Annotated in this window: 22 protein-coding genes; 7 read left to right on the top strand and 15 right to left on the bottom strand. The window is 66.2% G+C overall.

The annotated features are described in order from the left end of the window. Nucleotides 1–2 precede the first annotated feature (2 nt). Both CA833_RS07710 and CA833_RS07705 read left to right on the top strand, forming a co-directional pair. A complete protein-coding gene (locus CA833_RS07710) occupies nt 3–1241 on the top strand; it encodes an aminotransferase class I/II-fold pyridoxal phosphate-dependent enzyme (protein WP_207079705.1) in 1239 nt (412 codons plus the stop codon). Between the two features lie 34 nt (nt 1242–1275). Further along, nucleotides 1276–2061, top strand: a complete 786-nt coding sequence (locus tag CA833_RS07705) for a GDSL-type esterase/lipase family protein (protein ID WP_207079704.1) — start codon at nt 1276–1278, stop codon at nt 2059–2061. A 103-nt stretch (nt 2062–2164) separates the two neighbouring features. Here CA833_RS07705 and CA833_RS07700 read toward each other — a convergent pair whose 3' ends face one another. The 6 genes from CA833_RS07700 to CA833_RS07675 all read right to left on the bottom strand — a co-directional run bounded on the left by CA833_RS07700 (nt 2165) and on the right by CA833_RS07675 (nt 8067). Then, nucleotides 2165–2713, bottom strand: coding sequence for an NADPH-dependent FMN reductase (locus CA833_RS07700; RefSeq protein WP_207079703.1), 549 nt, complete (start codon nt 2711–2713; stop codon nt 2165–2167). A gap of 103 nt (nt 2714–2816) precedes the next feature. Beyond that, the gene (locus CA833_RS07695) at nt 2817–3887 is read right to left on the bottom strand and encodes a VOC family protein (protein ID WP_207079702.1); all 1071 of its coding nucleotides are present in this window, start codon (nt 3885–3887) and stop codon (nt 2817–2819) included. A gap of 105 nt (nt 3888–3992) precedes the next feature. Further along, a complete protein-coding gene (locus CA833_RS07690; RefSeq protein ID WP_207079701.1) occupies nt 3993–5264 on the bottom strand; it encodes an MFS transporter in 1272 nt (423 codons plus the stop codon). 174 nt (nt 5265–5438) lie between these two features. Beyond that, nucleotides 5439–5678: a hypothetical protein gene (locus tag CA833_RS07685; RefSeq protein WP_242526322.1), complete on the bottom strand. Its 240-nt coding sequence runs from the start codon at nt 5676–5678 to the stop codon at nt 5439–5441. Then, a complete protein-coding gene (locus tag CA833_RS07680) occupies nt 5675–7258 on the bottom strand; it encodes an NAD(P)/FAD-dependent oxidoreductase (RefSeq protein ID WP_207079700.1) in 1584 nt (527 codons plus the stop codon). Before CA833_RS07680 ends, CA833_RS07685 begins: the two co-directional genes overlap by 4 nt. Beyond that, on the bottom strand, nt 7255–8067 hold the full coding sequence (locus CA833_RS07675; RefSeq protein WP_207079699.1) for an SDR family NAD(P)-dependent oxidoreductase: 813 nt from the start codon (nt 8065–8067) through the stop codon (nt 7255–7257). The genes CA833_RS07680 and CA833_RS07675 overlap by 4 nt, the downstream gene beginning before the upstream one ends. Before the next feature lie 96 nt (nt 8068–8163). On the opposite strand from CA833_RS07675, the gene CA833_RS07670 reads away from it, so the two are divergent. Further along, nucleotides 8164–8616: a helix-turn-helix domain-containing protein gene (locus CA833_RS07670; RefSeq protein WP_242526321.1), complete on the top strand. Its 453-nt coding sequence runs from the start codon at nt 8164–8166 to the stop codon at nt 8614–8616. A gap of 451 nt (nt 8617–9067) precedes the next feature. Here the strand turns inward: CA833_RS07670 and CA833_RS07665 are convergent, their stop codons facing one another. The 4 genes from CA833_RS07665 to CA833_RS07650 all read right to left on the bottom strand — a co-directional run bounded on the left by CA833_RS07665 (nt 9068) and on the right by CA833_RS07650 (nt 15157). Continuing rightward, a complete protein-coding gene (locus tag CA833_RS07665; RefSeq protein ID WP_242526320.1) occupies nt 9068–10078 on the bottom strand; it encodes a LysR family transcriptional regulator in 1011 nt (336 codons plus the stop codon). 14 nt (nt 10079–10092) lie between these two features. Beyond that, on the bottom strand, nt 10093–11013 hold the full coding sequence (locus tag CA833_RS07660; protein WP_207079697.1) for an NAD-dependent epimerase/dehydratase family protein: 921 nt from the start codon (nt 11011–11013) through the stop codon (nt 10093–10095). A gap of 276 nt (nt 11014–11289) precedes the next feature. Continuing rightward, nucleotides 11290–12702 (bottom strand): sulfatase-like hydrolase/transferase, encoded by a 1413-nt coding sequence (locus CA833_RS07655; RefSeq protein WP_207079696.1) that lies wholly within the window; start codon nt 12700–12702, stop codon nt 11290–11292. 4 nt (nt 12703–12706) lie between these two features. After that, nucleotides 12707–15157, bottom strand: coding sequence for a TonB-dependent receptor (locus tag CA833_RS07650; RefSeq protein WP_242526319.1), 2451 nt, complete (start codon nt 15155–15157; stop codon nt 12707–12709). 137 nt (nt 15158–15294) lie between these two features. On the opposite strand from CA833_RS07650, the gene CA833_RS07645 reads away from it, so the two are divergent. Beyond that, the gene (locus CA833_RS07645; protein ID WP_207079695.1) at nt 15295–16434 is read left to right on the top strand and encodes an FAD-dependent oxidoreductase; all 1140 of its coding nucleotides are present in this window, start codon (nt 15295–15297) and stop codon (nt 16432–16434) included. A gap of 56 nt (nt 16435–16490) precedes the next feature. Here CA833_RS07645 and CA833_RS07640 read toward each other — a convergent pair whose 3' ends face one another. The 3 genes from CA833_RS07640 to CA833_RS07630 all read right to left on the bottom strand — a co-directional run bounded on the left by CA833_RS07640 (nt 16491) and on the right by CA833_RS07630 (nt 21200). Next, entirely contained in the window at nt 16491–17204 is a 714-nt protein-coding gene (locus tag CA833_RS07640; protein WP_207079694.1) for an SDR family NAD(P)-dependent oxidoreductase, read from the bottom strand. Continuing rightward, nucleotides 17197–18459 (bottom strand): MFS transporter, encoded by a 1263-nt coding sequence (locus tag CA833_RS07635; protein ID WP_207079693.1) that lies wholly within the window; start codon nt 18457–18459, stop codon nt 17197–17199. Before CA833_RS07635 ends, CA833_RS07640 begins: the two co-directional genes overlap by 8 nt. Nucleotides 18460–19151: 692 nt before the next feature. Continuing rightward, a complete protein-coding gene (locus tag CA833_RS07630; protein WP_242526318.1) occupies nt 19152–21200 on the bottom strand; it encodes a M3 family metallopeptidase in 2049 nt (682 codons plus the stop codon). Nucleotides 21201–21377: 177 nt separating this feature from the next. Between CA833_RS07630 and CA833_RS07625 the strand changes: the two genes are divergently transcribed. Beyond that, nucleotides 21378–21776 carry a hypothetical protein gene (locus tag CA833_RS07625; protein WP_242526317.1) on the top strand — a complete coding sequence of 133 codons (399 nt, stop codon included), beginning with the start codon at nt 21378–21380 and terminating at the stop codon, nt 21774–21776. Nucleotides 21777–21794: 18 nt separating this feature from the next. Here CA833_RS07625 and CA833_RS07620 read toward each other — a convergent pair whose 3' ends face one another. Beyond that, the gene (locus CA833_RS07620) at nt 21795–22853 is read right to left on the bottom strand and encodes an LD-carboxypeptidase (RefSeq protein WP_207079692.1); all 1059 of its coding nucleotides are present in this window, start codon (nt 22851–22853) and stop codon (nt 21795–21797) included. 97 nt (nt 22854–22950) lie between these two features. On the opposite strand from CA833_RS07620, the gene CA833_RS07615 reads away from it, so the two are divergent. Together CA833_RS07615 and CA833_RS07610 are read left to right on the top strand one after the other, a co-directional pair. Then, complete coding sequence (locus tag CA833_RS07615) at nt 22951–23826, top strand: TIGR00730 family Rossman fold protein (RefSeq protein WP_142636264.1); 876 nt, start codon at nt 22951–22953, stop codon at nt 23824–23826. A 7-nt stretch (nt 23827–23833) separates the two neighbouring features. Beyond that, nucleotides 23834–24337: a GNAT family N-acetyltransferase gene (locus CA833_RS07610; protein WP_207079691.1), complete on the top strand. Its 504-nt coding sequence runs from the start codon at nt 23834–23836 to the stop codon at nt 24335–24337. Nucleotides 24338–24341: 4 nt separating this feature from the next. Here CA833_RS07610 and thiD read toward each other — a convergent pair whose 3' ends face one another. Beyond that, nucleotides 24342–25091 carry a bifunctional hydroxymethylpyrimidine kinase/phosphomethylpyrimidine kinase gene (thiD, locus tag CA833_RS07605; RefSeq protein ID WP_142637999.1) on the bottom strand — a complete coding sequence of 250 codons (750 nt, stop codon included), beginning with the start codon at nt 25089–25091 and terminating at the stop codon, nt 24342–24344. Nucleotides 25092–25165: the final 74 nt, after the last annotated feature.

Here is a 25165-nt window from a genome sequence, read left to right as displayed (position 1 = left end):
CGATGACCGACATGCTCAGCGATAACGAGACGCAAGGCGCAACCGACCTGTTCAGCAAGTTCGATCCGCTGATCGAGATGCGCAAGGGCCTGCTCTCCACCGGCGTGACCGATCCGTTCGGCCTCGTCATGGAAAAGGTGATCTCGCCCACCGTCGCGATGTGTAACGGGCGCGAGACGATCCTGCTCGGCACCTACAACTACATGGGCATGACCTTCGACCCCGACGTCATCGCCGCGGGCAAGCAGGCGCTGGACGACTTCGGCGCCGGCACCACCGGCAGCCGCGTGCTGAACGGCACCTACGCGGGGCACAAGGCGGTCGAGGAAGCGCTATGCGACTTCTACGACATGAAGCACGCCATGGTGTTCTCGACCGGCTATCAGGCCAACCTCGGCATCATCTCGACCATCGCCGGCAAGGGCGATTACATCGTGCTCGACATCGACAGCCACGCCTCGATCTGGGACGGCTGCAAGATGGGCGACGCCGAAGTCGTGCCGTTCAAGCACAACGACATCGAGGCGATGGAAAAGCGCCTGCGCCGCATTCCCGAGGGCGCGGGCAAGCTGGTCGTGCTGGAAGGCGTCTACTCGATGCTGGGCGACATCGCCCCGCTCAAGGAGATGATCGCGGTCGCCAAGAAGTACGGCGCCATGGTGCTGGTGGACGAAGCGCACTCGATGGGCTTCATCGGCCCCAACGGCCGCGGCGTGGCCGAGGACCAGGGCTGCCTTGACGATGTCGACTTCGTGATCGGCACGTTCTCCAAGTCGGTCGGCACCGTCGGCGGCTTCTGCGTCTCGAACCACCCCAAGTTCGAGATCATGCGCCTGGTCTGCCGTCCTTACGTCTTCACCGCCAGCCTGCCGCCCAGCGTCGTCGCCACCGCCGCGACTTCGGTGCGCAAGCTGATGCACGCCGCCGACAAGCGCGCGCACCTCTGGGAAAACTCCAAGGTCCTGCACAAGGGCCTGGCCGATGCCGGCTTCCAGCTCGGCACCGAGGAGCCGCAGAGCGCGATCATCGCCGTCATCATGCCCGACCTCGAACGCGGCGCGATGATGTGGGAAGCGCTGCTGCACGAGGGCCTCTACGTGAACCTCGCGCGTCCGCCGGCGACCCCTGCCAACATGACGCTGCTGCGCTGCTCGCTCTGCGCCGAGCACTCGGCCGAACAGGTCCAGCAGATCATCGGCATGTTCACGCGTGCGGGCAAGACGGCCGGCATTCTCGGCTAAGCCGCGCTTGCGCGATCCAGGCAAAGGCCCGGGCATGACGGTGCGGCTGCGCATCGTCGTGCCCGGGCTTTTGCTTGTGGGGCTGGGATTGGGGCTGGTCGGCCACAGTGTCTGGAAAGACCAGCGCCGCGCCCGCCTTGTCGGGCTGACCGACAGCGCCTGCAGCCCGGCGGGCCGCTCGATCACCGGCAGCGACTACGACGACTGGGGCGGCCTGTGCTTCTACCGCGCCGCCAACACCGCCCTTCGGCGCGAGGGCCTGCATCCCGAAGTCGTGATGATCGGCGATTCGATCACGATGGGCTGGCCCACGCTGGGCACGCAAGTGGTCAATCGCGGCGTCGGCGGCCAGACCAGCAGCCAGATCCTGCTGCGTTTCCGGCAGGACGCGCTGGACCTCGGCCCGCGCATCATCCACCTCATGCTCGGCAGCAACGACGTGTTCGGCCTGACCGGCCCGGTCACGCTGGACCAGATCGACGGCAATGTCCGCACCATGGCCGAGCAGGCACGGCGGCACGGCGCGGTGCTGATCCTCGGCACGCTGCCGCCCTCGAAAGGTTTCGGCGGCCTGTTCGCGCCCGACCCAGGCCCCGCCATCGCCCGGGTCAACCAGCGCCTGAGCCAGATCGCCCGCCAGGAAGGGCTGGTCCTTGCCGACTACCACGCCGCCCTGGCGCGTCCCGACGGATCGATCCGCGAAGAGCTGTTCGTCGACGGCATCCACCCCAACGCGGCGGGTTATGCGGCGATGCAGCCGATCTACCGCGCCGCGCTTGCGGAGGCGGAACGGCGCCGCAGTCAGGCCGCGGCGCCGTAAGGCCGCCTCCGAGACTATCTGGAAATTCGCAAAAAAGCGCATTTCGCGGCACCGGCCCGTGCCGCCGCAAAAATGCCCGTTCGGGCATTTTCAAAACAGCCTCTCACCCCTTGTGGCGGTCGACCAGCGCGAGGAAGTTCTCCAGCCAGCCGCCGACGAACCCGGCCGACTGCTCGCCGATGGTGCCTTCAGGCGTGATCAGCCCGTCCTTCCACTGGATGAACGCCTCGGGCGCGCCGAGCGTGGGCATGTCGAGATAGGCCAGCACGTTGCGCAAGTGCTGCTGTGCCAGCGCCGAGCCGATGGCACCGATCGAAACACCGATCACGCCAGCCGGCTTGCCCGCCCAGACGCTCTGCCCATAAGGGCGCGAGGCATGGTCGATGGCGTTCTTGAGCACGCCCGGGAACGACCGGTTGTATTCCGGCGTCACGAAGATCACGCCGTCCGAACCGGCAATGAGCGCCTTGAGCGCCTTGACCGGCTCGGCCTGATCGGCATCGTCGTCCTGGTCGTAAAGCGGCAGCGAGCCGATATCGGCAAAGGTGAATTCATGGCCCTCGCCTGCCGGCAGGCGGATCAGCGCTTCCGCGAACTGGCGGTTGAACGATCCTGCGCGCAGGCTTCCGACGACAACGGCGATCTTCGACATGACGACTCCTTACGGCTACTGGCTGCCGCGCGGCACTATCCCTGCAAATGGTAGCCTTTGGAAGTCCCCATAAAATGAGGAAAGTGCCGCCCGTCATCTGCCGTCAGATCGCGTGTTCGTCGTCCTCGGTCAGTTCGCCCAGCTTGCCCTCGGCGGGCTGCTTGCCCGGCTTGTGCTTGCGGTGCGCCTCGAAGCTGGCGCGGTCGGCATCGAACGTCATGTCCCAGGGAATGTTGTCGCCCCGGAAGATCGGCGGGGCATTGTTCGACCACAGCAGCGAGCCGAAGCGGAAGTCCCAGGCCCGCGGCACCCAGTTCTCGTCGAGATAGTCGGTATCGGCGTGATACTCGGCCTCGCCCGCCTTGCCGGGCATGTCGCAGTAATAATAGATCGCGCTGGAAATGCGGTGGCGCGAGATGCCGCCCGAGCTGTTCATGCTCTCGTTCTTCCAGCCCTTCGCCTCCATGATGTTGGCGCCGAGCATGACTTCGTCGATGTCGTCCATGCCGAAGGCGATGTGCATGAACTTGAAGTGGTCGGGGGCGATGGGAAGGTCGCAGTTCACCCAGAAGATCGAGTGGTGCTCATAGGTGCCGCCCGCGCGCGCGAAGATGCCGACGCCCTTCGAATGGTCGACATAGTGGAAGCCGAAGTGGCGCTCGTAGAACTCGAAACTGCCGACGTAATCGGGCGAGAAGAACACCACGTGGTTGATCGTCTTGGGCACCGCCCGCTGGCGCCAGATGCGGTGCTGGTTGAAGCGCGGATAGCTGGCGGGGGTGTTGACCGGGCTCGCTTCCGAATGGAACGCCCGCTTGGCCCAGACGCGCAGGGCGATCGGCTGGCCGTCGGGGCAGACGGCGTGGACGGTGCCGTCGGCATCGCGCGTCACCGCCACTTCCGAGGCGAGGCTGGCGGCGATTGCCTCAAGGTTGTCGGCACTGTCGACGCCCCAGACGGTTTCCTTGAGGCCGTCGCCGGGGAACGGGTCCGGGCTCGGCAGGCGGGCGTCGCCGTGGCGCAGCACGATCAGCCGGCTGCCCGAGGCAAGGCGGAACACCGCCTCGTTTTCGCCCGCGCTTTCCACCGGCAGGCCGAAATCGGTCCAGAACCGTGCGTGCTCGGCCACGTCGGCGACGCCGAACAGGACGCTCTCTACTCCCAGAATGCTCATGCTTGTCTCGATCCTGACTTTTCCAGAGCTCGGTTATGACCGGCAGGATGAGCCAGGAAAAACGCATGGAATCGGATCGCAGCTATCGAGCGCGCCGAATTGGCGTCAGGTGGAAAACGCCGCCTCGGTATGGCGCGGCACCCAGAGCAGGCCGACCAGGCTGAGCACGGCGGCAAGCGAGATGTAGAGGCCGACGAACAGCACCCCGCCCCTGTCCACCAGCCCCTGCGCCACCGCCGGCGCAAAACCGCCGCCGAGAATGCCGCCGACGTTGAAGGCGATCGACGATCCCGTGTAGCGCACCCGCGCATCGAACAGCTGCGGCAGCAGCGAGGCGAGCGGGCCATAGACAAAGCCCATGGTGAACAGGCCGAGCGAGAGGAACGCGGCGATGGCGGTGAGCGATCCGGCCGCGAACATCGGGCCCATCAGCAAGCCGACAACGATGGCGCCCGCACTGCCCGCGATCAGCACCGTGCGCGAGGTCCAGCGGTCCGCCGCATAACCGGCCAGCACGATGCCCACGGCCATGAACAGGATCGCGAAAAGCTGCACGCCCAGGAACGCCTGACGGTCGTAGCCGAGCGTCGTGGTGCCATAACCCAGCGCAAAGGCGGTGGTGAGGTAATAGATCGCGAAACAGGCGACGACCGCGAACGTGCCCGCCAGCGTCTGGCGCAAGTGGGTGCGGAACAGCTCGATGATCGGGATCGCCTTGGGCTGCTCGCCGTGCGTGGCCGCAAAGGACGGGGTTTCCGCAAGGCGGAAGCGGATCCACAGGCCGAGGCCGACCAGCACCGAACTCAGCAGGAACGGGATGCGCCAGCCCCAGCGCACGAAATCGCTTTCGGACAGGGTCAGGCTGAGCAGGAGGAACAGGCCGTTCGCCGCGATGAAACCCACCGGCGCCCCCAACTGCGGGAACATGCCGAAGCGCGCGCGCCAGCCCGGCGGGGCATTCTCCACCGCCAGCAGCGCCGCGCCGCCCCATTCGCCGCCAAGGCCAAGGCCCTGGGCAAAACGCATCAGGCAGAGCAGGAACGGCGCGATCCAGCCCGCGCTCTCGTAAGTGGGCAAAAGACCGATGGCGACCGTCGCCCCGCCCATCAAGAGCAGCGAGGCGACCAGCGTCGACTTGCGGCCGATCCGGTCCCCGAAGTGGCCGAACAGCATCGCCCCCACCGGGCGGGCGACAAAGGCCACGCCGAAACTGGCATAGGCCGCCAGTTGCTGGATCGAGGCGGAATGGGCCGGGAAGAACAGCGGCCCGAACACCAGCGCGGCGGCGGTGGCGTAGACGTAGAAGTCGTAGAACTCGACCGCGGTGCCGACCAGGCTGGCGGTCAGGATGCGCGCATGACGGCGGTATGCGTTCACCGGCCCGCGCCTTTAGCCACGCGGTTGCCCCGATCTGCCGTCACTTGCCCTGTCCTTTTCGAAAATTGCCAATCGGAGCGGACTTACGGCAATTGTTGCAGGAGTACACCCGCGCTCGCGCATTTTTCGCAGGATGCAGAGGCGCATGCGCGCAGCTTGCGCCTCTGCCCCATGTCAGCGCCCCTTGCGGAACAGCAGGCTGAGGATGAACAGGATCGTCCTGGCATCCAGCAGCTTGAGCGCCGCGCGCGCTTCTTCCGGCGTCACTTTGGCGACCATCGGCATCGCCCCGAAGATCTTGCCGCGGATCATCAGGTTGTCGCCGTCCCGCTCGATCCGGCGCACCGCCATCAATTCCTTGTCCTGCGCATCGAGGATGCGCATCACGGGGGCCTTCTTGTTCTGTGCCATCATACCGCTCCTGCGCAAACCTTGTCGAATTCGATGTCGAGGTCGTCCATCATCTGGATCGCCGTCGCCCGGCCCGCGCCGAACACGCCGCCGCCCGGGTGCATGAACGGCCCGACGAGATAGAGCCCCTCGATCTGCGGCACCCGCAGCGAACCGAGGTCCGGCGTCGGCCGGTGTCCGACCGACTGGTAGAAGAACGGTGCGCAGCCGTGGATGTCGCCCTTGAGGAAGCTGGCCGGACTGTCCCGCTCGTGATCGACGGGGGAGCGGATCAGGCGGCCGGTGATGTTGGCATCATCGAGGTTCGCGTAGAACTTGCGGTATTGCGCCAGCGCCTTGTCGGCGATCTCTTCCTTGCGTTCGTCCCACGAACCCGGACCATCGGGCCAGAGGTCGTAAGGCGCAAAGTTCACGCCGTAGAACACACCCGCGCCTTCGGGGGCCCGGCTGGGATCGAAGATCGTGTTGTCACCGCCGGCGATCAGCCGTTCGGACACTTCGCCGCGCCGCAGCTTGTCGTACTCCAGCAGCATGTCGCGCATGGTGTAGAAGTCCATCAGCTCGGTCATCATGGCATTGGCGTCGTTGCCGACCTTCAAGCGCAGCCGCTCCTTCAGGGTCAGGTGCGTGAGGTTGATCGAGAAGGTGGACTGCGTCACCCGCTCCGCGCGCTGGAGTACCGGCTCGGGCGTTTCGGCCACGAACTTGCGCAGCACATGCGGGTGGATCGCGCCGATCACGCCGTCCTTCGCCATGAAAGTCTCGCCATCCACCAGTTCGAGGCCGGTGGCCTTGCCGCCGGATACGATCACCCGGCGCACTTCGGCATTGCAGCGCACTTCGCCGCCGAAATGCTCGATAGCGCGGACCAGCGCGTGGGAAAGCTGGCCGGAGCCGCCCTTGGGCATCGAGCACCCATAGGCATGAATGATCCCCGGCATCAGGAAAGCGCCCATGCCGGTGCCCAGTTCGTCGGGCATCTGCAGGTTCTCGGTGACCATGCGCACGATGTGGAGGCGCAGCAGGTCGCTCTCGAAATACTGGTTCACCACGTCGAGCGCCGAGCGCTGCATGACGTCGAGCAGGAAGCGCCCTTCGTCGGACTGGTCCATCATCGCCACGAAGGCGCCCATCGGGAACGGCGGGGCGTAGAGGCCGGACATGAACATCGGCAGCGCTGCCATCGAGGCCGTGGCGAACTTGCGATAGGCCTCCGCGTCCTTGGGCGAGAAGGCTGCGATTTCCTCGCAGGTGCGGTCCAGATCGCGCCAGGAGCGCACCATGGTCCCGTCTTCCCAGATCGAGGCGTGGGGCAGTTCGGGATAGATATATTCGAGGCCGAACTTGCCGAGCAGGCCCAACTCGTCCTCGCGCAGCATCGGGTTGCCCTGGATCATGATGTGCACGTTGGAGTGCTCGTCATGCCAGAAACCCGGCTGGATCAGCTCACGCGTGGAAACGCCGCCGCCGTAGTGGGGCTTGCGCTCCAGCACGATCACCTTCTTGCCCGCCTTGGCCATGTAGGCGGCGGCGACGAGGCCGTTGTGCCCCCCGCCCATGACGACCACGTCGTACTGGCTCATGCATGCTCTCCCGAAAAGAAGGCCCGGAACCGTGCGATTCCGGGAACGTGGCTGGCGCAGCCGCCATCGGCGACCAGCACCTGGCCCGTGATGTTGCGGGCCGCGTCGGAGGCGAGGAAGGCCACCGCCTCGGCAATGTCCTCGGGCGCGCCGAGGCGGTCGCGCAGGGTTTCCTCCTCCACCGCCTGCCGCAGCACCGGCGGGAAAGCCTCGCGCAGCGCCGGGGTCATCGTCATGCCGGGGGCGACGGCGTTGCAGCGCACGCCATGAACGCCGTGGCTGGCGGCGATGGCGCGGGTCATCTGGATCACCGCCGCCTTGGAGGAGGAATAGGCCGCCTGAATCATGTGCCCCTGCAATGCGAGGTTACTGACGGTGTTGACGATATTGCCGCCACTTGCCCGCAAATGCGGCAGGGCGGCGCGGCAGGCGATCATCGTGCCGCGCACATTGACCGCGTAAGTCCGGTCCCAGAGTACGGTGGCCATGTGCTCCACATCGCCATCGGCCTGCGCGATGTCGGGGCCGAGCAGTGCCGCGTTGTTGTGCAGCACATCGAGCCTTCCGAACTGGGCCACTGTCCGTGCGATCATCGCCTCTATCGAGGTTTCCTGCTCCAGATCGAGGTGCACCGCGATGGCATCGGGCAATGTCGCGGCCAGGTCCTCGGCGGCGGAAAGGGCAATATCGGCGATCACCACTTTTGCCCCGCGCGCGGTCAGCAACCGGGCGGTGGCGCCGCCGATCCCGCCGGCTCCGCCGGTGATGACGGCAACCTTGCCATCCATTCTCGTCGCATCTGCGACCATCGCACTCTCCCGGAATTGACCTTGTTTGATCCCGGCATAAAGTGCCTCCCGATGGATGGAAGACGGCACTTTTTTGTGCCCATTACGGGGGGATGCGTGGAACCGCTGGACTTGCCGGGGCTGCGCGCCCTGGCCGATGAAATGGCGCGCCATGGCCACGAGCGGGAGGCGCCCGCGCGCGCGGTCATGGCCATGCTGGGGGACCGCTGGACCACCCTGATCCTGCTGGTGCTGGGCGAGGGCGAAATGCGCCATGCCGACCTCAAGCGCGTGGTCGCGCAGCTATCGTCCGAGCAGGCGATTTCGCAGCGGGTGCTGACGCTGAAACTGCGCGCGCTGGAACGCGACGGCTTCGTGCTGCGCAGCGTCAGCGCGGACGTGCCGCCCAAAGTCGCCTACCGGCTGTCAGGGCTGGGGGAGGACCTGTTCGCCAGGGCGCGCGGGATGATCGACTGGATCAATACCCGCTCGGACGCGATTCACGAAGCGCGGGAGCGTTACGATCGCGAGCATGGGCGGGAGCACGGTCGAAATGGCAAGTTCGACTGACTCGCCATCCGCTACACTTCAGGCCAGCCCCACTCGATCCACCTCTACCCAAATCACTCCGTCGCCCTCGCGAAGGCGGGGGCCCCGCTTCCTTCTGCGACCTCTCACATGCCGCACGATAAGCGGGATCCCCGCCTTCGCGGGGATGACGAATTTGGGGTTGAGGGGCCGGGTACGCAGCAGGCCTAGGCGGCGTGGACAAATTCCGCATTGCCACGGCTGGAGACAAAAGCCGTCAATTCAAGAAGGTGAGGCGCAGGAGTATGTCGATACTTCCAGCCGAGCCGACGCCGAAGGGACGGCTTTTGCCTCCAGCCCCGCAGGGGTTGCCCTGCAAGCTGCGCCAGCAGCGTTGCTCCGCCTTGAAAGAGGCCCGCTCTTCCTGCGGCTTCGCGCCTTGCTGGCGCAGCTTGCAGGGCAACCGTGGCAATGCGGAATGTGTCCACGCCGCCTAGAGCGGCTTGTTGTTCATCCGGAACGCATATTCGATCCGCTCGCGCTCGTTGTCCTCGCGCTGGGCGGGATCGATGGGCACGACATTGCCTGCTCTGCCACTTCGCTGGGCAACGGCTTCCAGCTTCTCCACCACCCAGCGCAGCCCGGCGTCGTTAGAGTTGGAGATATGCCACTGGATCGCCTCGCGGATCGGCGGGAAGCTGAAGGGCATCTCGCGCATGACCAGCGGCAGGCTGCGCACAAAAACCTCGGCCATGCGGCGGTGAACGGTGGCGATGCGGTTGCTGTTCATCACCAGCCCGACAATCGACAGGAAGCTGGGCGCCACCACTTCCACCCGGCGCTGCTGCTTCTGGCGGCGCATGAACCAGTCGTCGAACGCGGGTACCTGCGCTTTGCCGAAACGCGCGGTGACGTGGCCGAGTTCGAAGTACAGTTCGCGTGTCATCGGCCCCTGCAAGGCCGGATTGCCCTCCCAGCCGAGCACCACGTAGTCATCCTCGAACAGGATCTGGCTGGGGTGATCAGTGGAGATGGCGTAATCGATAGTAAGCAGGAGGTCGATGTACCCGCGTTCCAGCGCATCGACCGGGGTTTCGTGCATCGGCTGGATTTCGAAACGGATGCCGGGGGCCTCGCTCGAAATCTCGGCGATGGCATCGGCCAGCAGGACCTGGGTGGAATAGTCCGATGCCATGATGCGGATCTGGCGTTCCGCGGTGGCGGGATCGAACGGCGGGGCAACGGTGATGGTCGAGCGGATCTGCTCGAGCACCGCGCGCACCGGTTCGATCAGTTCCTCGGCCCGGGCGGTGAGGATCATGTGGCGGCCCTTCACCACCAGCAGCTCGTCCCCGAAGTATTCGCGCAGGCGTCCCAGCGCGCTGGATGTGGCCGATTGCGAGAGGCACAGCTTGTCCGCCGCCAGCGACACGCTGCGCTCGGTCAGCAGCGCATCGAGGGCCACCAAGAGATTGAGATCGAGCCGACCGAACCGCATTGCCATCTCCCACGCGCTCCTTACGAGAGGGTTCGCAGGGCGCTTTGGGCGAGCATAGCAAGATCGCCATCATGCGCAAAACCCGCCTTTTCCGCCGCCGGAGTGGAGAGCGGCGGCTGCGCGGCAAACGCCGCCTCCAGTGCGGCATCGGGCTCGTAGCGGACCAGATCGGGCGAGACGCCGCACTGCCGCGCGATCTCCGCGGCCAGATCGCCCATCGTCACGCGCAAGGCTGGCAGCGTCACCGCGCGGGTCGGCGGCAGCAGCGCGGTATCGAGCCCCAGGGCATGGATGAAGTTGCGGGCCACGCATTCCAGCGATTCCGCCCAGATCGTGCCCGCAGCCGAGACGGGACACGTGAATGCCTCGCCCGCCTTCAGCGCATGGAACAGGTTCGACATGAAGGCGGACTTCATGCCCGAAGGCCCCTTGGGGCGCGCGAGAATGCCGGGCAGGCGCACCGTCACCCCGTCGATCACCCCGCGATTGGAGAATAGGGCCACGGCATGTTCCATCATCGCCTTGTGCCCGCCGTAGATCATTTTCGGCGAAAGCGGCGTGGCATCGTCCACTTCGGCGGGCAGCGGATCGCCGTAGACCGCGATGGAGCTGGCATAAGCCACGCGCAGGCCCGGCGTGAGCGCACTCGCCTCCAGCAGCAGGTCGTACATCGCATCCACGTTGATCCGGCGCGAGGCCACCGGATCGGCCTCCGCCGCGCCGCCCGGAACGGTGGCGAGATGGACCAGCGCATCGCAGCCATCGCCCAGCGCCTCGGCCCGGACCGAGGCGGCGCCGAGATCACCCTCGACCGCGCGGGCGCCCTCAGGAATGCCGCCGCCATGGCTGTCAATCCCGACGACTTCATGTCCGGCATCGAGCAAGCCATGGACGAGTTGCCGGCCGACAAAACCGCCGGCTCCGGTCACGAGCACTTTCACATCGATCTCCCTAGGTCGTAAACGCATAAACGGCACCATCGAGGCGCCCAAATGGCGAACAGCTCGGGCCGAAGGTGCCGCCGGGCGGGCTGGTTGCCCGTCCAAGGCCGCTTCGGTTCGAGATGGAAGCCATTTGGGCGCCCCTTCGGGGTTTACCCAAAATGGCCCAGCGCTGCGTCGGGAAGTCTTGAAATATCGACATATTCCAGCGCCTTCCCTCCTGCCGCTGAGCCATTTTGCCTCAAACCTCGATGGTGCCGTTTATGCGTTTACGACCTAATATCGGTCAGAGTAGGCCTTGCGCACGTCTTCGGAGTATCCATCGACGCGGTACGGCAGCATCCGGGCGTTCCAGCCGTCCCACAGGGCCTTCAGTTCGGCCAGCTTTGCGGGCTGCGCGGCGGCGCGCTCGGCCCGTTCGTGCTCGTCTTCGGCGAGGTTGTAGAGATGCTCCTTCCCGCCGATCTTCACGTATTTCCAGTCACCCTGCCGCACTGCCGCCTGCTCGTTGGCCTTGAAGCGCCAGAACAGGGTGCGCGGAACCGGCGCGGCCTTGCCGGTCAGTTGCGCCGAGAAATCGACGCCATCGAACGAGCCCGCCCCGGCGACATTGCCGCCCGCCATCGTCAGCAACGTCGGCAGGAAATCCATCGAGGCCATGACCTGATCGGACAGCGTGCCCGGCGCGATATGCCCCGGCCAGCGCATCAGGATCGGCACGCGGATGCCGCCTTCCAGCACTTCGCCCTTGTGGCCGATGAAGGGCCATGTCTCCGAGAACCGCTCGCCGCCGTTGTCGCTGGTGAAGACAACGATGGTGTTCTGCGCCTTGCCGGTGCGTTCCAGCGCGGCGAGCACCTTGGCGACGTTCTGGTCCATCGCCTCCACCATTTCCTTGTACTTGGCGAGGTTGCCGCCTTCGTAGTGGAAGGAATTGGGGAGGGCTTTGGCCGCCGCCGCATCCTCGCGCCCTTCCCAGGGCCAGTGCGGGGCGTTGAAGTGGAGCGAGAGAAAGAACGGCCTGTCGCCCGCGCCCTCGATGGTGCGAACCGCCTCGTCCCCGAACAGGTCGGTGAGATAGCCGTCGCGCTGCTGGGGCGCGTTGTCCTGCGCGAGGCCGATGCCCTGGTCCTTGCCGCCCATCACCATGTGATGCCGGAAATAGTCCGCCGCGCCTTCGACCACGCCAAGGAACTCGTCGTATCCGTGCTGGAGCGGGCCATGTTCGGGCGGTTCGCCCAGATGCCACTTGCCGATCAGCTTGGTGTGATACCCCCGATCGCGCAGGACCGAGGCGATGGTCGGCCGGTCCAGCGGCACGCCGATATGCGGCGGCGCGCCGGGGCCGAGCGGTTCCTCGATACCGATGGCAAAGCGCTGAGCATAGCAGCCGGTCAGCAGCGCCGTGCGCGTGGGCGAGCAGATCGGCGTGCTGGCATAGCCCTGCGTCAGCCGCACGCCGTCACGGCCGAGGCTGTCGATCGCGGGCGTGCGGATCGCGTGCGAGCCGGTGGCGGAAAGGTCCGCATAGCCGAGGTCGTCGGCCATGATGTAGACGATGTTTGGCCGGTTTGGAGGGGGAGGCGGGGCCGGGCGGGCCAGCGCCCTGCCCGGCCCTGCAAGCGCGACGAGTGCACTCGTCGCGCCCAGCCACGCCAGCACCCTGCGGCGGTCAGAGAATGCCTCCATGCCCTCAGAATTCCGCCGAGAGACGCAGGCCGTAGGTGCGCGGCGCGGTATAGCGTGCCACTGCAAAGCCGATCGGCGAGGATTGCGGTGTCGCGATCCGGCGCTTGTTCTCGATGTTCTGGACAAAGGCACCGATGGAAAGGCCGCCATCGGACAGGCGCAGCGCCAGGTTGGCGTCGGTCAGCCAGTACGAACGGATCTTCTCGAAATCGAGATACTCGAATGCGCCATACTGCGAGGAGCGCCACGAGGTGTTGACCCCGGCAACCAGTTCGTAGCTGTCGCCGAGCGGCACGATCTGCTCGACGCCCAGATTCACCGTCCATTTCGGCGAATAGAGCAGCGGACGGCCCGAACAGTCGAACGCGAGGATCGCGGTGCCGTCGGTCAGGGTGTCGCCGGTGGCGCTCGACGGGCAGTTGATGTTGTTGCGCGGCGAGGCGGTGGTGAGCGTCAGCTGCTTGTACTCGGTATCAAGGTACTGGACCTTGGCCGAAAGCGTGGTGTTGTGCATGGGCTTGGCCATGAAATCGACGTCGAAGCCCTTGATGTCGGCCTTGCCCGCATTGTCGATCGTGTTGATCAGCACCGAGTCCGGCGAGACCGTGAAGTAGTTGATCTGCTGGTCCTTGTACTTCCAGTAGAACGCCTCGACGTTGAGCTGGATCTTGTTGTTGAAGAAGCGGTTCTTCGATCCGATCGTGTAGGCGGTGATGAATTCCGGCTTGTAGCTGGGATTGCCCTCGGAAAGCTGGAAACCGCCCGCGCGGTAGCCGCTCTCGACCGTGGCATAGAGCAGCGAATCCGGGGCCACGTCGTACTCGGCGCCCGCCTTCCAGGTCACCCGGCTGTAGCTGCCCGATTCGACCACCGGGTAATACGTCTTCTGGATGATGCCGACACCGTTGGTCAGGTTGTAGAACTGGCCGTTGGGCTCGTCGGTGCTGCTGGCATCGATGAAGCCATTGGCGATCAGCCAGTTCACCGTGTCGCCGGTGGAGGTGAAGTTCGGGAAGTGCGGCAGCGCACCCGGATTGGCGCAGCCCGCCGCGAACGAGGCCGGCGGCGTCGTCGGCGGCAGGCCGCCGCAATAGACGATGAAGTTGTTGATGATGCCGTCGATCGACTTGTGGTCATGGGTATAACGCAGACCGCCGATCAGGCGGAACGCGTCGGTCAGGTGCGCGGTCAGCTGGCCGAAGGCCGCGTACGATTCGGTCTTGTGGGTATAGTGCTGGATCGGCAGCACGAATTCCTGGTTGTACTCGCCGGTGTTCTGGATCTTCTCGTTGAAATAGAAGCCGCCGACCACGTACTCGAACATGCCCACTTTGCCCGCCAGACGGGTTTCGAGGCTGGCCTGACGGTCATGCTCGTCGGTGTAGGCGGTGTTGAACGCCGGGCCGTAGAAGAAGCTGGTGGCATCGGCCTTGCGATAGGCGGGCAGCACCGTCAGCGTGCCGATGCCGGTATCGAGCGTGATCTCGGCATTGGCGCCCCAATAGGTGTTGTCGGTCATCTGCTGGCGATTCATCGCATCGAGGAAACCGAAGCCCGGCGCGCCCAGCGAGGTCTGGCGGAAGGCATTGGCGGCATCGGTGTTGAAGCCCTCCGACTTGCCGAGACCCGATGCCGTGAAGGTGAAGCCCGATGCCCCCGGCGTGAACGAGCCGATATAGCTGCCCCCCGCGCCGACACCGCCGACGTGGGTGTAGTCGCCGCCCACGCGCACGCTCAAGGTGTCGGTCGGCTCCCACAGCAATTGCGCACGAACGCCCGTACGGTCGAGATCGTCGCTGCCGTCCTTGTTGTAGCCGTCATGATACTGGCGGGTGCCGGCAACACGCAGCGCGGCGTTCTCACCGATGGCGAGGTTGGCATAGCCCTCGACGCTCACCGCGTCGTAATTGCCGGCCGAGAGCGTGAAGCCGCCCTTGTTCTGGCCCAATTGCGGGCGGTTGGGAATGATGTTGACCGCGCCGCCGGTGGCATTGCGGCCATAGAGAATGCCCTGCGGCCCCTTCAGCACTTCGACGCGGGCCAGGTCATAGAACGCCGCCCCGAACGCGCCCGCCGCGCGCCCCAGCACGACGCCGTCGTAGCTCGGCGTCACGGCCGGATCGTTGTAGCTGGAGTTGGTGACGTTGCCGACGCCGCGCAGGAAGATCGAGGTGTTCGAGCCGCCGCCATTGGTGACGGTGAGCGCGGGAACGACCTTGTTCAGCGCATCGGCCTGGGTGACGCCCGACTGGATGAGATCGTCTCCACCCACCGCGTCGATGGCGATGCCCGCGCGCTGCATCGATTCCGAGCGGCGCTGGGCGGTGACGATGATGTCGCCGATGCCGCCATTGTCGGTGCTGGCCTGCGGCGCTGTCGCGCTATCCTGCGCCATGGCCGGTGCCGCCAGGACAATGGCAGACAGGCAGACGGATTCCAGAAGCCCTTTGCGCACGATGATCCTCCCAAATATGCTGTGTTCTTGGCATCGGGCTAACCAAGCCGCGCTCCGGCGTCACACCGATTGTATCGATAGGCACGCATCCACAGTTCGGATTTGTCTGAAGCCGCCGCCTCGCTAGTCCTCGATGCATGACACGGGAGAGCATCAGCAGCATCGCCACGGCACTTGTCGTGGGCGGAGGGATCGGCGGCATGGCGACGGCCATCAGCCTTGCGGAGCGCGGCGTCAGGGTGGACCTGATCGACCTCGACCCGGATTGGCGGGTCTACGGCGCCGGCATAACCATCACGGGGCCGACCTTGCGCGCCTATCGGCGGCTCGGCCTGCTGGACGAGATCAAGCAGGCCGGCGCGATCACCACCAAGACGCGGCTCTATCGCTACGACGGCACGCTGATGCAGGTGCTGGACGAACCGGTGATCGAGGAAGGCCTGCCGGCCACCGGCGGCATCATGCGCCCGGTGCTGCACCGGATCATGCAGACCCGCGTGAAGGCGCTGGACATCCCGGTGCGCCTCGGCGTGACCGTAACCGCACTCGAGAGCGACGATCAGGGTGTCGACGCAACCTTTTCCGATGGTTCCACCGGCCGCTACGATCTGGTGATCGGCGCCGACAGCGTCTTTTCCGCCGTGCGCGAACTGGCCTTCCCGCACATGGCCCCCGCCCAGCCGACCGGACAGGGCTGCTGGCGGATCTCGATCCGCAAACCGCCCGGCCTCAGCGAAAGCGAATTCTTCCTCGGGACCGATACCCCCTGCGGGATCACCGCATGCAGTCCCGACAACGTCTATATGTGGATGCTGACCGCCCACGAGGAGCGCGAGCGCTTCATGGACGAAGAGGAACTCTTCACCACCCTCAAGGAACTGCTCGCCCCGTTCGGCGGCAATGCCGGCTGGATTCGCGACAATATGACGCGCGAGGACTGGATCAACTACCGTCCGCTCGCCGCCGCCTTGCAGCCGCGTCCGTGGTCGAGCGGGCGGGTGGTGCTGCTGGGCGATGCCGTCCATGCGACGACCCCGCACCTCGCCTCGGGCGCGGGCATGGCGGTCGAAAGCGCCATCGTGCTGGCGGAGGAACTCGCCGCTGCCGACACCGTGGGCAAGGCCCTCGCCGCCTATGAAGAGCGCCGCTTCGACCGCTGCCGCTTCATCATCGAGAGCAGCATCGGCATCGGCCGCCTGCAGATGGAGCATCGCCCGCCGCAGGAGCACGCGGCGCTGCTGGAAACCGCACTGGCCCGCCTGAACGAGCCGTTCTGATGCCCAAAAGGAAGGCGGGGGGGCCCCGCCTTCTTCGTTTCACGACGGTATCGATCTCACCACGCCGTCGCCCCCGCATCGATGGGAATATCGGCCCCGGTGACGTAGCGCGCCTCTGCGCTGGCCAGCCAGCAGGCGGCCCAGGCGATGTCCTCCGGCTCGCCGAGGCGCTTGAGCATGTTCTTGGCGAGCACTTGCTGCTCGAAGGCCGGATCGGCGGCGAGGTGGCGCGCGGTGGCCGCCGTCCTGATGAAGCCCGGCGCGATGGTGTTGGCGCGGATGCCGTGAGGCGCGCCCTCCATCGCCAGTTGCCGCGTCATCGCCAGAACCCCGCCCTTGCCCGCGCAGTGCGCCAGCGCCGGCGAGCCTTCCAGCGCATGGCGCGCATTGGCCGAGGCGAAGTTGATGACGCTCGCCGAGCCGCTCGCCCTGAGCCACGGCCAGGCCGCGCGGGTGGCGAGGTAGACGATGTCCAGCTCGCCGGTCAGCGTCCTTTTCCAGTCGGCGTAAGAGAGGTCCTCGATCCAGCCGAACACGGCAAAGGCGGCGGCGTTGACCAGCACGTCGATGCGGCCATGCTCGGCGCCGATGCGGGCGAACAGCGCCTGCGTCTGCGCCTCGTCGGCGAGATCGCAGGTCTCGTCGGCGCCGGACAGGTCGACACCGATCACGGCCGCGCCCTCCTGCCGGAATATCCGGGCAACGCCCTCGCCGATGCCGTTCCCCGCTCCGGTGACGATGGCCACGCGGCCCTTGAGGCGATCAGCCATGGGCCACCTCCAGCTTGTGGTTTCCATTCATGCGCGAGGCGATCAGGGCAATGATCACCCCGCCCAGCGCCGCGAGCGAAAACGTCATGAACGCGCCCAGCAGCCCGCCGGTATGCTGCCCGGCAAAGGTCACCACCAGCGGCGAGAGGAACTGGCCCAGCGCAAAGGCCGATTGCCAGAACCCGGTGCCGCGCCCGCGGATCTCGAACGAGAGGATCGACATCGACCACACCAGCAGCGTCGGCAGCAGCAGGCCCGCGCCGATCTGGTTGATGAAGCAGCCGATCAGGAAGCCCGGCACCGCGCCCGCCTTGCCCATCAGCGCAAAACCCAGCGAGAGTAGCGCGAACTCGATAAGCAGCAATCGCCCGACCGGCCACTTCGGCCCGATCCGCGAATAGAGGAACGTGCCCAGCGGCACCCCGATCGAGGCGAGGGACGTCAGGAACCCGCGCTTCGCCGGGCTGGTCAGCCCCAGTGCGGCAAGCCCGCTCGGCGCCTGGATCTGCACGGTATAGAAAAACACCGAACCGTAGATGGTGATGAGCACGATCATCGCCATCTTCGCCCAGGGAAAGCCCGCCCACGACAGATTACGGGGCGGCACATCGGCTTCGTCATCAGGATGGGCCGCGCTTGCAGGCTCCCCCGAGGGCTCCCCCGAAGGCTCCCCCGAAGGCTCCCCCGAAGGCTCCCACGTGAACTTGAAGACCAGCGCGAACATCACCAGCGCCGAGGCATAGGCCCAGAACGGCGTGCGCCAGCCGCTCTCGCCCATCGCGCCGCCGAGGTTGAAGAACAGCAGCGCCGACATCGAGGCAAAGGCGGTCTGCGCCGCCAGCCAGCGGTCGCGCGCGGCGCCCTTGTTGTAATCGCCGATCATCGTCGTCGAGAGCACGTAGATCAGCGCTTCCGCAATGCCCACGCCCACGCGCGAGATCAGGATATGGGTCAGATCGTGCAGGAACACCGGCATCACGCCGACCACGGCATAGAGCAGGAACGAGAACAGCAGCAGGCGCCGCCGCCCGAAGTAGTCGCCCATGATCCCCGCCACCGGGCACAGCAGCGCCACGCAGAGCGACGGCAGCGTCAGGATCATCGGCACCCAGTATTCGTGGTTCGGCACCGAGGAAAACTCGGCCATCAGATCCGGCACGATCGGCGTCAACAGCACGATCGCCATCGTCGTCAGCGTGATCGGCAGCAGCAGCGATATGCCGGTCATCCAGCCGGCCTGGTGATGTCGAACCATTCTCTCCCTTTCCACGCCCTTGTTCCTGGCCCGTTACTGTCGGGTCCTGAAGGCATCCCGCACCGTGCATGACGCGAAATCTGGGCCTGGCCGTTGTCCGCTACCGGGCGGCCAAGTCCAATCGATTATGCGGGAGACTAGGTATTTGCAGCGTGGTTAGGCGGGGGTGGGGTAAGTTTGGCCGAGCAATCGACTTCTTCGCCGGCAACGGACTTTCCGGATGCGCCCCAAAGTAGATGTTCGTTGAACCCGGATGGCTTGCCGATTGTTCACTCCATTCGTCATTCCCGCGAAGGCGGGAATCCAGTAACAACGTCGCAATGAAGGCAATCCGCAGTGGCGCGATCTCCCCACCGGCTTTGGCTTCGACGCGCTGCGCTGACTGGATTCCCGCCTTCGCGGGAATGACGAAGTTCTGGGTGCGGATTTGGCATCAGCAACTGGTATTTTGAAATCCGAACCCGACAGTCCGCTCCCAACCCAAATCAGCTCCACCTGACAGTCGTGGCATCAGCCTAAACAGCCGTCTCTGTCACCGCATGGCCGACAGACCTTCCGCTTCAACCTCACCATGGGCGCGCCGCGCCTAAGCAGCGCGCAAAGATAGCGCTCCGAGGGTCCGGGGGATCATCCCCCGGAATCTTCTCTTTTTGAAACCTTCAGCCAGCCTCACACGCCGGGATGACGAACCCTCAGGCCAGCAGCCCGCGCCGCTCCAGCAGCGCGGTGACGTCCGCGTCGCGTCCACGGAAGGCGCGGAAGCTGTCGGCGGCCGGGCGGGTGGCGCCGCGCGAGAGGATTTCCTCGCGCAAGGCGTCGCCCGTCGCGCGGTCCACCACGCCCGCTTCCACGAACTTGCCGAAGCCGTCCGCCGCCAGCACTTCGGCCCAGAGGTAGCTGTAATAGCCCGAGGCATAGCCGCCCGCGAAGACGTGGCTGAAGGCGTGGGGGAAGCGGTGCCATTCGGGTGGGTGGACGACCGCCACTTCCTCGCGCACCGCCTCGATCACTTCCATCGGGTCGCTGCCCATGGTGCCGAGGTGGAGCAGGAGGTCAAACAGGCCGAACTCGATCTGGCGCAGCACAAAGAGGCCCGACTGGAAGCGGCGGGCGGCAAGCATCTTCTCGAACAGTTCTGCGGGCAGCGGCGCGCCGCTGCGGTAATGGCCGGACATGCCGGTGAGCACTTCGCGGTCCCAGGCGAAGTCTTCCATCAGCTGGCTGGGCAGTTCGATGGCGTCCCACTCGAAACCGCTGGTGCCCGCCACGCTCGGCCGGTTGACGCGGGTGAAGAGGTGGTGGAGGCAGTGCCCGGTCTCGTGCAGCAGCGTTTCCACTTCGGTGTGGGCCAGCAGCGAGGGGGTGTCGCCGCCCCTCGGCGCGAAGTTGCAGGTGAGGTAGGCCACCGGCACACGAGCGGTGTTGCCTTCGGACAGGCGCGGGCGGGCCTGCGCCATCCAGGCGCCGCCCTGCTTGCCCTGCCGGGCGTGGAGATCGAGGTAGAGCCCGGCGATCACCGCGCCCTGCTCGTCCGCCACATCGTAATAACGGGCATCGGCGTGCCAGAGCGAAACGCCGGTCCGCTCGATCAGGGTAATGCCGAAGAGGCGCCCGAGCAGCACCTGCCAGCCCGCCAGCACGCGCTCGACCGGGAAGTAGGCGCGCACTTCCTGCTCGTCGACGGCAAAGCGCGCCAGCTTGATGCGGTTGGCAACGAAGGTCAGGTCCCAGGGCTGGAGATCGTCGATGGCGAGGTCCTGCGCGGCAAATTCACGGGCGGCGGCAAGGTCGCGCTCGGCCCCGGGGCGGGCGCGGGCGGCCAGATCGCGCAGGAAGTGCAGCACCTCGCCCGCATTCGGGGCCATCTTCGTCGCGAGCGAGAGTTCCACCGGATCGGCAAAGCCCAGCAAGGTGGCCGCCTCGCGCCGCAGTTCGAGGATGCGGGCGATACGCTGCGTGTTGTCGAACTCCCCCGCATTGGGCCCCTGGTCGGAGGCGCGGGTGCCGAAGGCGGTATAGACACGCTCCCTGAGGCCGCGATCCTCGGCAAACGTCAGCACCGCGTTGACGCTGGGCCACTGCAGCGTGACCACCCAGCCTTCCAGCCCCTTGGCGGCGGCATTGGCGGCAAACATCTCCATCGCCGCCTCGGGAATGCCGGCCAGGACGGCGGCATCGGTAACGTGCTCGCTCCAGGCATCGGTCGCGTCGAGGACGGCGGCGGAAAAGGCATTGGAAAGGCCCGCCAGCTCCATCGAAATCTCGGCAAAGCGCGCGCGCTGCCCGGCCGGCAGGGCAACGCCGGAGAGGCGGAAGCTGCGCAGCATGTGCTCGACCGCGGCCCGGTCGGCAGCGGAGCGCCCGGCAAAGCCGGGGCTGCTCTCCAGCGCGGCGATCACTTCGTAGAGGTCGTGGTCCTGGAATACCGCCGTCATCACTTCGACGATGCGCTGCTGGCCGGCGGCATGGGCCTCGCGCAGTTCGGGGGTGTTGGCCACCGACTTGAGGTGCGAGACCGCCGACCACAGCGCGTCCAGCGCGGTATCGGCCGCCTCGAGCGGCAGCCAGGCCGAATCGAAATCGTCCGGCTTGTCCGCCACGATCCGCGCCACGGCCGCCTGCATGTCCGCCAGCGCGGTTTCCAGCGCGGAGGCAATCGCCTCGCTGGTCAGCGCGGCATAGTCGGGCAGGGCAAGGGGATCGAGCAGCGAACGGGCCATCAGGTCTTTTCCGGTTGTCATGACGATGGGAAACTAGGGATGCGAGCGGCGAGGTTAAACCCCCTGGCATCAGGAACGCACTCCGATCCCATGCGTTTCCCCCGGAAGAGTGCCTAGGCGCCCGGAAGCGGGGACGCAGGAAAACCGCGCTATTCTTGCGCGCAACAGGCAGCATCAACACGCGCGAGGTCGGATCGCATGGTGGAGTACCGGAGACCGCACAGCCCGCAGATTTCCCCCGAGACTGAGGGCCGCGAGACTGAGAACCTCGATCAGGAACGCCGCGATCCGCGCGCGGTCGTGGAGATCATGGCGACGTTCCGCCATGATCTCACCAGTTCCACCGTGGTACTCAAGGATCTGACCCGCTTCGGCGCCCGGATCGAAGGCATCGGGGCGTTGAAAACCGATGAAGCGGTCAGCCTGGGATTGCCCGGCTGCCGTCCGGCGCTGGCTTTCGTGGCCTGGTCTGACGGGCACGGCACCGGGCTCGAATTTGCCGATCCGCTGGACGGCGCGGTTTATGCCGATCTTGTCGCGCGTTACGGCCTCGGCAGCCTGACCAACCCCACGCTGGGGCGGCATTTCATCAACTGACGCCCTTCAACTGCCCCCTCAACCAACTGCTGCTTCGAGCAGGCGCATGGTGCCGGCATCGGCGTCGATCTCCACCGGCAGGCCCACCGGCACGCTGTCCTGCGCGGCGATATGACCGATCTGGAGCCCCTGGAACGCCGGAACCTTGAGCCCGCCGAACTGGCGATCGAGCACTTCGTAGATGGTGAAGTTGGAAAAGCCGCCGTCGGGGTTGGTGCAATGGGTGCACTGGCCAAAGACAATGCCCGCCACCTTGTCCAACACCCCTGCCAGCGCCAGCTGGGTCAGCATGCGGTCGATGCGGTATTCGGATTCGTTGGTGTCTTCCAGGAACAGCACCGCGCCGGTGAAGTCGGGCAGGTAGGGCGTGCCGACCAGCGCCGAGAGCACCGAGAGATTGCCGCCCAGCAGCTTTCCGCGCGCCTTGCCGCCGCGGAAGGTGCGCAAGTCCTTGCCGCGTCCGGCCAGGTTGAGGCCGGTGCCTTCGGGCACCTGCCAGGTCGGCGTCGCCCCCTCGAAAGCGAGCGCGTGGAAGTTCGCCCAGGCCGCCGGCGGCCAGGAGGCCGAGGCGTTGGGGCCGTGGATGCTGGCAACGCCGGTGCGTGCCGCGAAGGCGAGGTGCAGAGCGGTATTGTCGCTGAATCCGACAAACAGCTTGGGAGTCCTCGCGATCCTCGCATAGTCGAGCAGCGGCAGGATCCGCGCGCAGCCCCAGCCGCCGCGCACCGATATCACGCCGCGCACGTCAGGGTCGGCAAACATCGCCATCAGGTCATCGGCGCGCGTCCGATCCGAACCGGCCAGATAGCCCTCGCGCTCCAGCATGTGCGGTGCGGGCCGGGGCACGAGACCCATGGCACGCACGCTCGCCATGACCTGCTCCAGCCCGAAGCGGTCGCCGATGAAACCGGCCGGGGCCACCAGCCCCAGCACGTCGCCCTCGCGCAGGCGCGGCGGCTTGACCAGCCGGGGCGCGGGGGCTGCGGAAAACGCGGGCCATGCCGGCAGCGCCGCCGAAGCCGCGCCAATGCCAAGACCGGCCAGTGCCGCGCGGCGGGTGAGGGTCGAATTCGTCATGCCCCGCACGCTACGCGCGCCAGTCTCTTGCATGCAACCGCAAGCGGCCTAGATATTTGTGCTTTCTCCCGCCGCGTCCTGCGGCCAAGGTACCCCGATGAGCGATACTGAAGACACCAAAGTCACCAAGCGCCGGTTCTACAAGGCCGAGCAGGAAGCCTCCTTCGCCGATGCGCAGGAAGGCACGCTGCAGACGCAGAACCCCTCCTACCGCCTCGCCTTCCAGGACACCGAGTTCCTGCTGCGCGACGAGTTGCGCCCGGTCCGCTTCCAGCTGGAACTGCTGAAGCCCGAGATGCTGCTCGAAGAAGCCAACATCGGCTCCACCCTGGTGATGTACGGCTCCGCCCGCATCCCTTCGCCCGAACAGAGCGATGCCGTGCTGGCCCGCGCCACCACCGACGAAGAAAAGAAAGTGGCCGAGCGCCTTGTCGCCAAGGCCAAGTATTATGAAGTGGCGCGCGAACTCGCCCAGATCGCCAGCAAGTGCGCGGTCGTGGAAAAGGGCATGCGCCAGTTCGTGGTCTGCTCGGGCGGCGGCCCCTCGATCATGGAAGCGGCCAACCGCGGGGCCCGCGAAGTCGGCGCCGAGACGCTGGCGCTCAACATCGTGCTGCCACACGAGCAGGCGCCCAATCCTTACGTGACGCCGCGCCTCTCGTTCCAGTTCCACTATTTCGCGCTGCGCAAGATGCACTTCCTGCTGCGCGCCCGCGCGGTGGCGGTGTTCCCGGGCGGCTTCGGCACCTTCGACGAATTCTTCGAACTGCTGACCCTGATCCAGACCGGCAAGATGAAGCCGATGCCGATCCTGCTCTACGGCCGCGAATTCTGGGAACGCGTGGTCAATTTCGAGGCGCTGGCCGAGGAAGGCGTGATCAACAAGAGCGATCTCAAGCTGTTCCACTGGTGCGAAACCGCCGAGGAAGGCTGGAAGGTCGTGCGCGAGTTCTACGACCTCGACTGCGGTTGACCGCATAATGGGGGCGCAGCTTCGCACCGAAAGGCTGCTGCTGCGCCCTGCCCTTGCCCGCGATGCCGGAGCGCTTCACGCGATCTTCGTGCAGCCCGAGGCCATGGCCTACTGGTCGCGCCCGCCCCATGCCGAGATGGCCGAAACGCGCGACTGGCTGGCCGGGATGATCGCGATTCCCCCGGACCAGGGCGAGGACTTCATCGTCACGCTGGACGGGCGGGTGATCGGCAAGGCCGGCTTCTGGCGCTTTCCCGAGATCGGCTTCATCCTCGATCCCGCGTTCTGGGGACAAGGCTATGCGCAAGAGGCGCTGGAAGCGGTGATCGGCCGCGCCTTTGCCGTACACCGCCTCGCGCATGTCACGGCCGACGTCGATCCGCGCAACCGGCGCTCGCTGGCCTTGCTCGCCCGGCTGGGTTTTCAGGAAACCGGCCGCGCGGCGCGGACATGGCACGTCGGCGGCGTCTGGTGCGACAGCATCTACCTGCGGCTGGACGCTCCCGAATAGTCCCTTAGCGCATCGCGTGATGGCCGAGCGGGCCGTTCCCGGCGCCAAAGCCCGGGGCAGCCAGCAAGGCGCCGCGCACGAAGCCGCGCGCCTGCTCGATAGCCGAAACCAGATCGTCGCCGCGCCCCATGTACGTCGCTATGGCGCTGGAAAAGGTGCAGCCGGTGCCATGGCTGTGGCGCGTCTCGATACGCGGGGCCGTCCATGTCAGCGGGGCTTCTCCCGGACGGACAAGGCGATCCTCGACCAGTGGCCCATCGGCATCGCCGCCCTTGGCGATATAAGTCACGCCGCGCGCCGCCATGCCCTCGTCCCCTCCCAACACGGCCAGTTCGGGGACATTGGGCGTCGTCAGCGTGGCCAGCGCCATCAACCGCTCGAACCCGGCGATGGTCTGCTTGTCGGCAAGAATCGAGCCGCTGGTGGCGATCATCACCGGGTCGAAGATCACCGGCACCGCCAGCGCCTCGAGCCGTTCGGCCACGACACGGGCGATCTCCGGGCTGCCGAGCATGCCGATCTTCACGGCATCGACGCCGATATCGCCGATACAGGCATCGATCTGCGCCGCCACCATTTCGGGCGAAAGCGCCGCCACGTCCGTCACCCCGCAGGTATTCTGCGCGGTGATCGCGGTGATCGCGGTCATGGCATAACCGCCCAGCACGGTGATCGTCTTGATGTCGGCCTGAATGCCCGCCCCGCCCGAGGAATCGGAACCGGCGATGGACAGGATGCGAGCCGGCGGCGTCATGAGCGGTGTGGTCATGGCCAAGGCTGATGGCAGCACCGGCGCGCTTCGACAAGTTCTGCCGCTGGCGCGCCGCT

The sequence above is a fragment of the Novosphingobium sp. KA1 genome, assembly GCF_017309955.1.
Classification (GTDB): domain Bacteria; phylum Pseudomonadota; class Alphaproteobacteria; order Sphingomonadales; family Sphingomonadaceae; genus Novosphingobium.
The sequence above is the reverse complement of the archived record's forward strand: the minus strand, read 5'-3'. Positions and strand labels throughout refer to the sequence as shown.

Bases quoted from the DNA above. Each gene is read 5' to 3' on its own strand.
- CA833_RS07710 (WP_207079705.1), top strand. From the start codon at position 3: ATGACCGACATGCTCAGCGATAACGAGACGCAAGGCGCAACCGACCTG.
- CA833_RS07640 (WP_207079694.1), bottom strand. From the start codon at position 17,204: ATGGCTGATCGCCTCAAGGGCCGCGTGGCCATCGTCACCGGAGCGGGG.
- CA833_RS07705 (WP_207079704.1), top strand. From the start codon at position 1,276: ATGACGGTGCGGCTGCGCATCGTCGTGCCCGGGCTTTTGCTTGTGGGG.
- CA833_RS07665 (WP_242526320.1), bottom strand. From the start codon at position 10,078: ATGGCAATGCGGTTCGGTCGGCTCGATCTCAATCTCTTGGTGGCCCTC.
- CA833_RS07615 (WP_142636264.1), top strand. From the start codon at position 22,951: ATGAGCGATACTGAAGACACCAAAGTCACCAAGCGCCGGTTCTACAAG.
- CA833_RS07645 (WP_207079695.1), top strand. From the start codon at position 15,295: ATGACACGGGAGAGCATCAGCAGCATCGCCACGGCACTTGTCGTGGGC.
- CA833_RS07685 (WP_242526322.1), bottom strand. From the start codon at position 5,678: ATGATGGCACAGAACAAGAAGGCCCCCGTGATGCGCATCCTCGATGCG.
- CA833_RS07620 (WP_207079692.1), bottom strand. From the start codon at position 22,853: ATGACGAATTCGACCCTCACCCGCCGCGCGGCACTGGCCGGTCTTGGC.
- CA833_RS07675 (WP_207079699.1), bottom strand. From the start codon at position 8,067: ATGGTCGCAGATGCGACGAGAATGGATGGCAAGGTTGCCGTCATCACC.
- CA833_RS07625 (WP_242526317.1), top strand. From the start codon at position 21,378: ATGGTGGAGTACCGGAGACCGCACAGCCCGCAGATTTCCCCCGAGACT.
- CA833_RS07655 (WP_207079696.1), bottom strand. From the start codon at position 12,702: ATGGAGGCATTCTCTGACCGCCGCAGGGTGCTGGCGTGGCTGGGCGCG.
- thiD (WP_142637999.1), bottom strand. From the start codon at position 25,091: ATGACGCCGCCGGCTCGCATCCTGTCCATCGCCGGTTCCGATTCCTCG.
- CA833_RS07680 (WP_207079700.1), bottom strand. From the start codon at position 7,258: ATGAGCCAGTACGACGTGGTCGTCATGGGCGGGGGGCACAACGGCCTC.
- CA833_RS07610 (WP_207079691.1), top strand. From the start codon at position 23,834: ATGGGGGCGCAGCTTCGCACCGAAAGGCTGCTGCTGCGCCCTGCCCTT.
- CA833_RS07630 (WP_242526318.1), bottom strand. From the start codon at position 21,200: ATGACAACCGGAAAAGACCTGATGGCCCGTTCGCTGCTCGATCCCCTT.
- CA833_RS07635 (WP_207079693.1), bottom strand. From the start codon at position 18,459: ATGGTTCGACATCACCAGGCCGGCTGGATGACCGGCATATCGCTGCTG.
- CA833_RS07695 (WP_207079702.1), bottom strand. From the start codon at position 3,887: ATGAGCATTCTGGGAGTAGAGAGCGTCCTGTTCGGCGTCGCCGACGTG.
- CA833_RS07700 (WP_207079703.1), bottom strand. From the start codon at position 2,713: ATGTCGAAGATCGCCGTTGTCGTCGGAAGCCTGCGCGCAGGATCGTTC.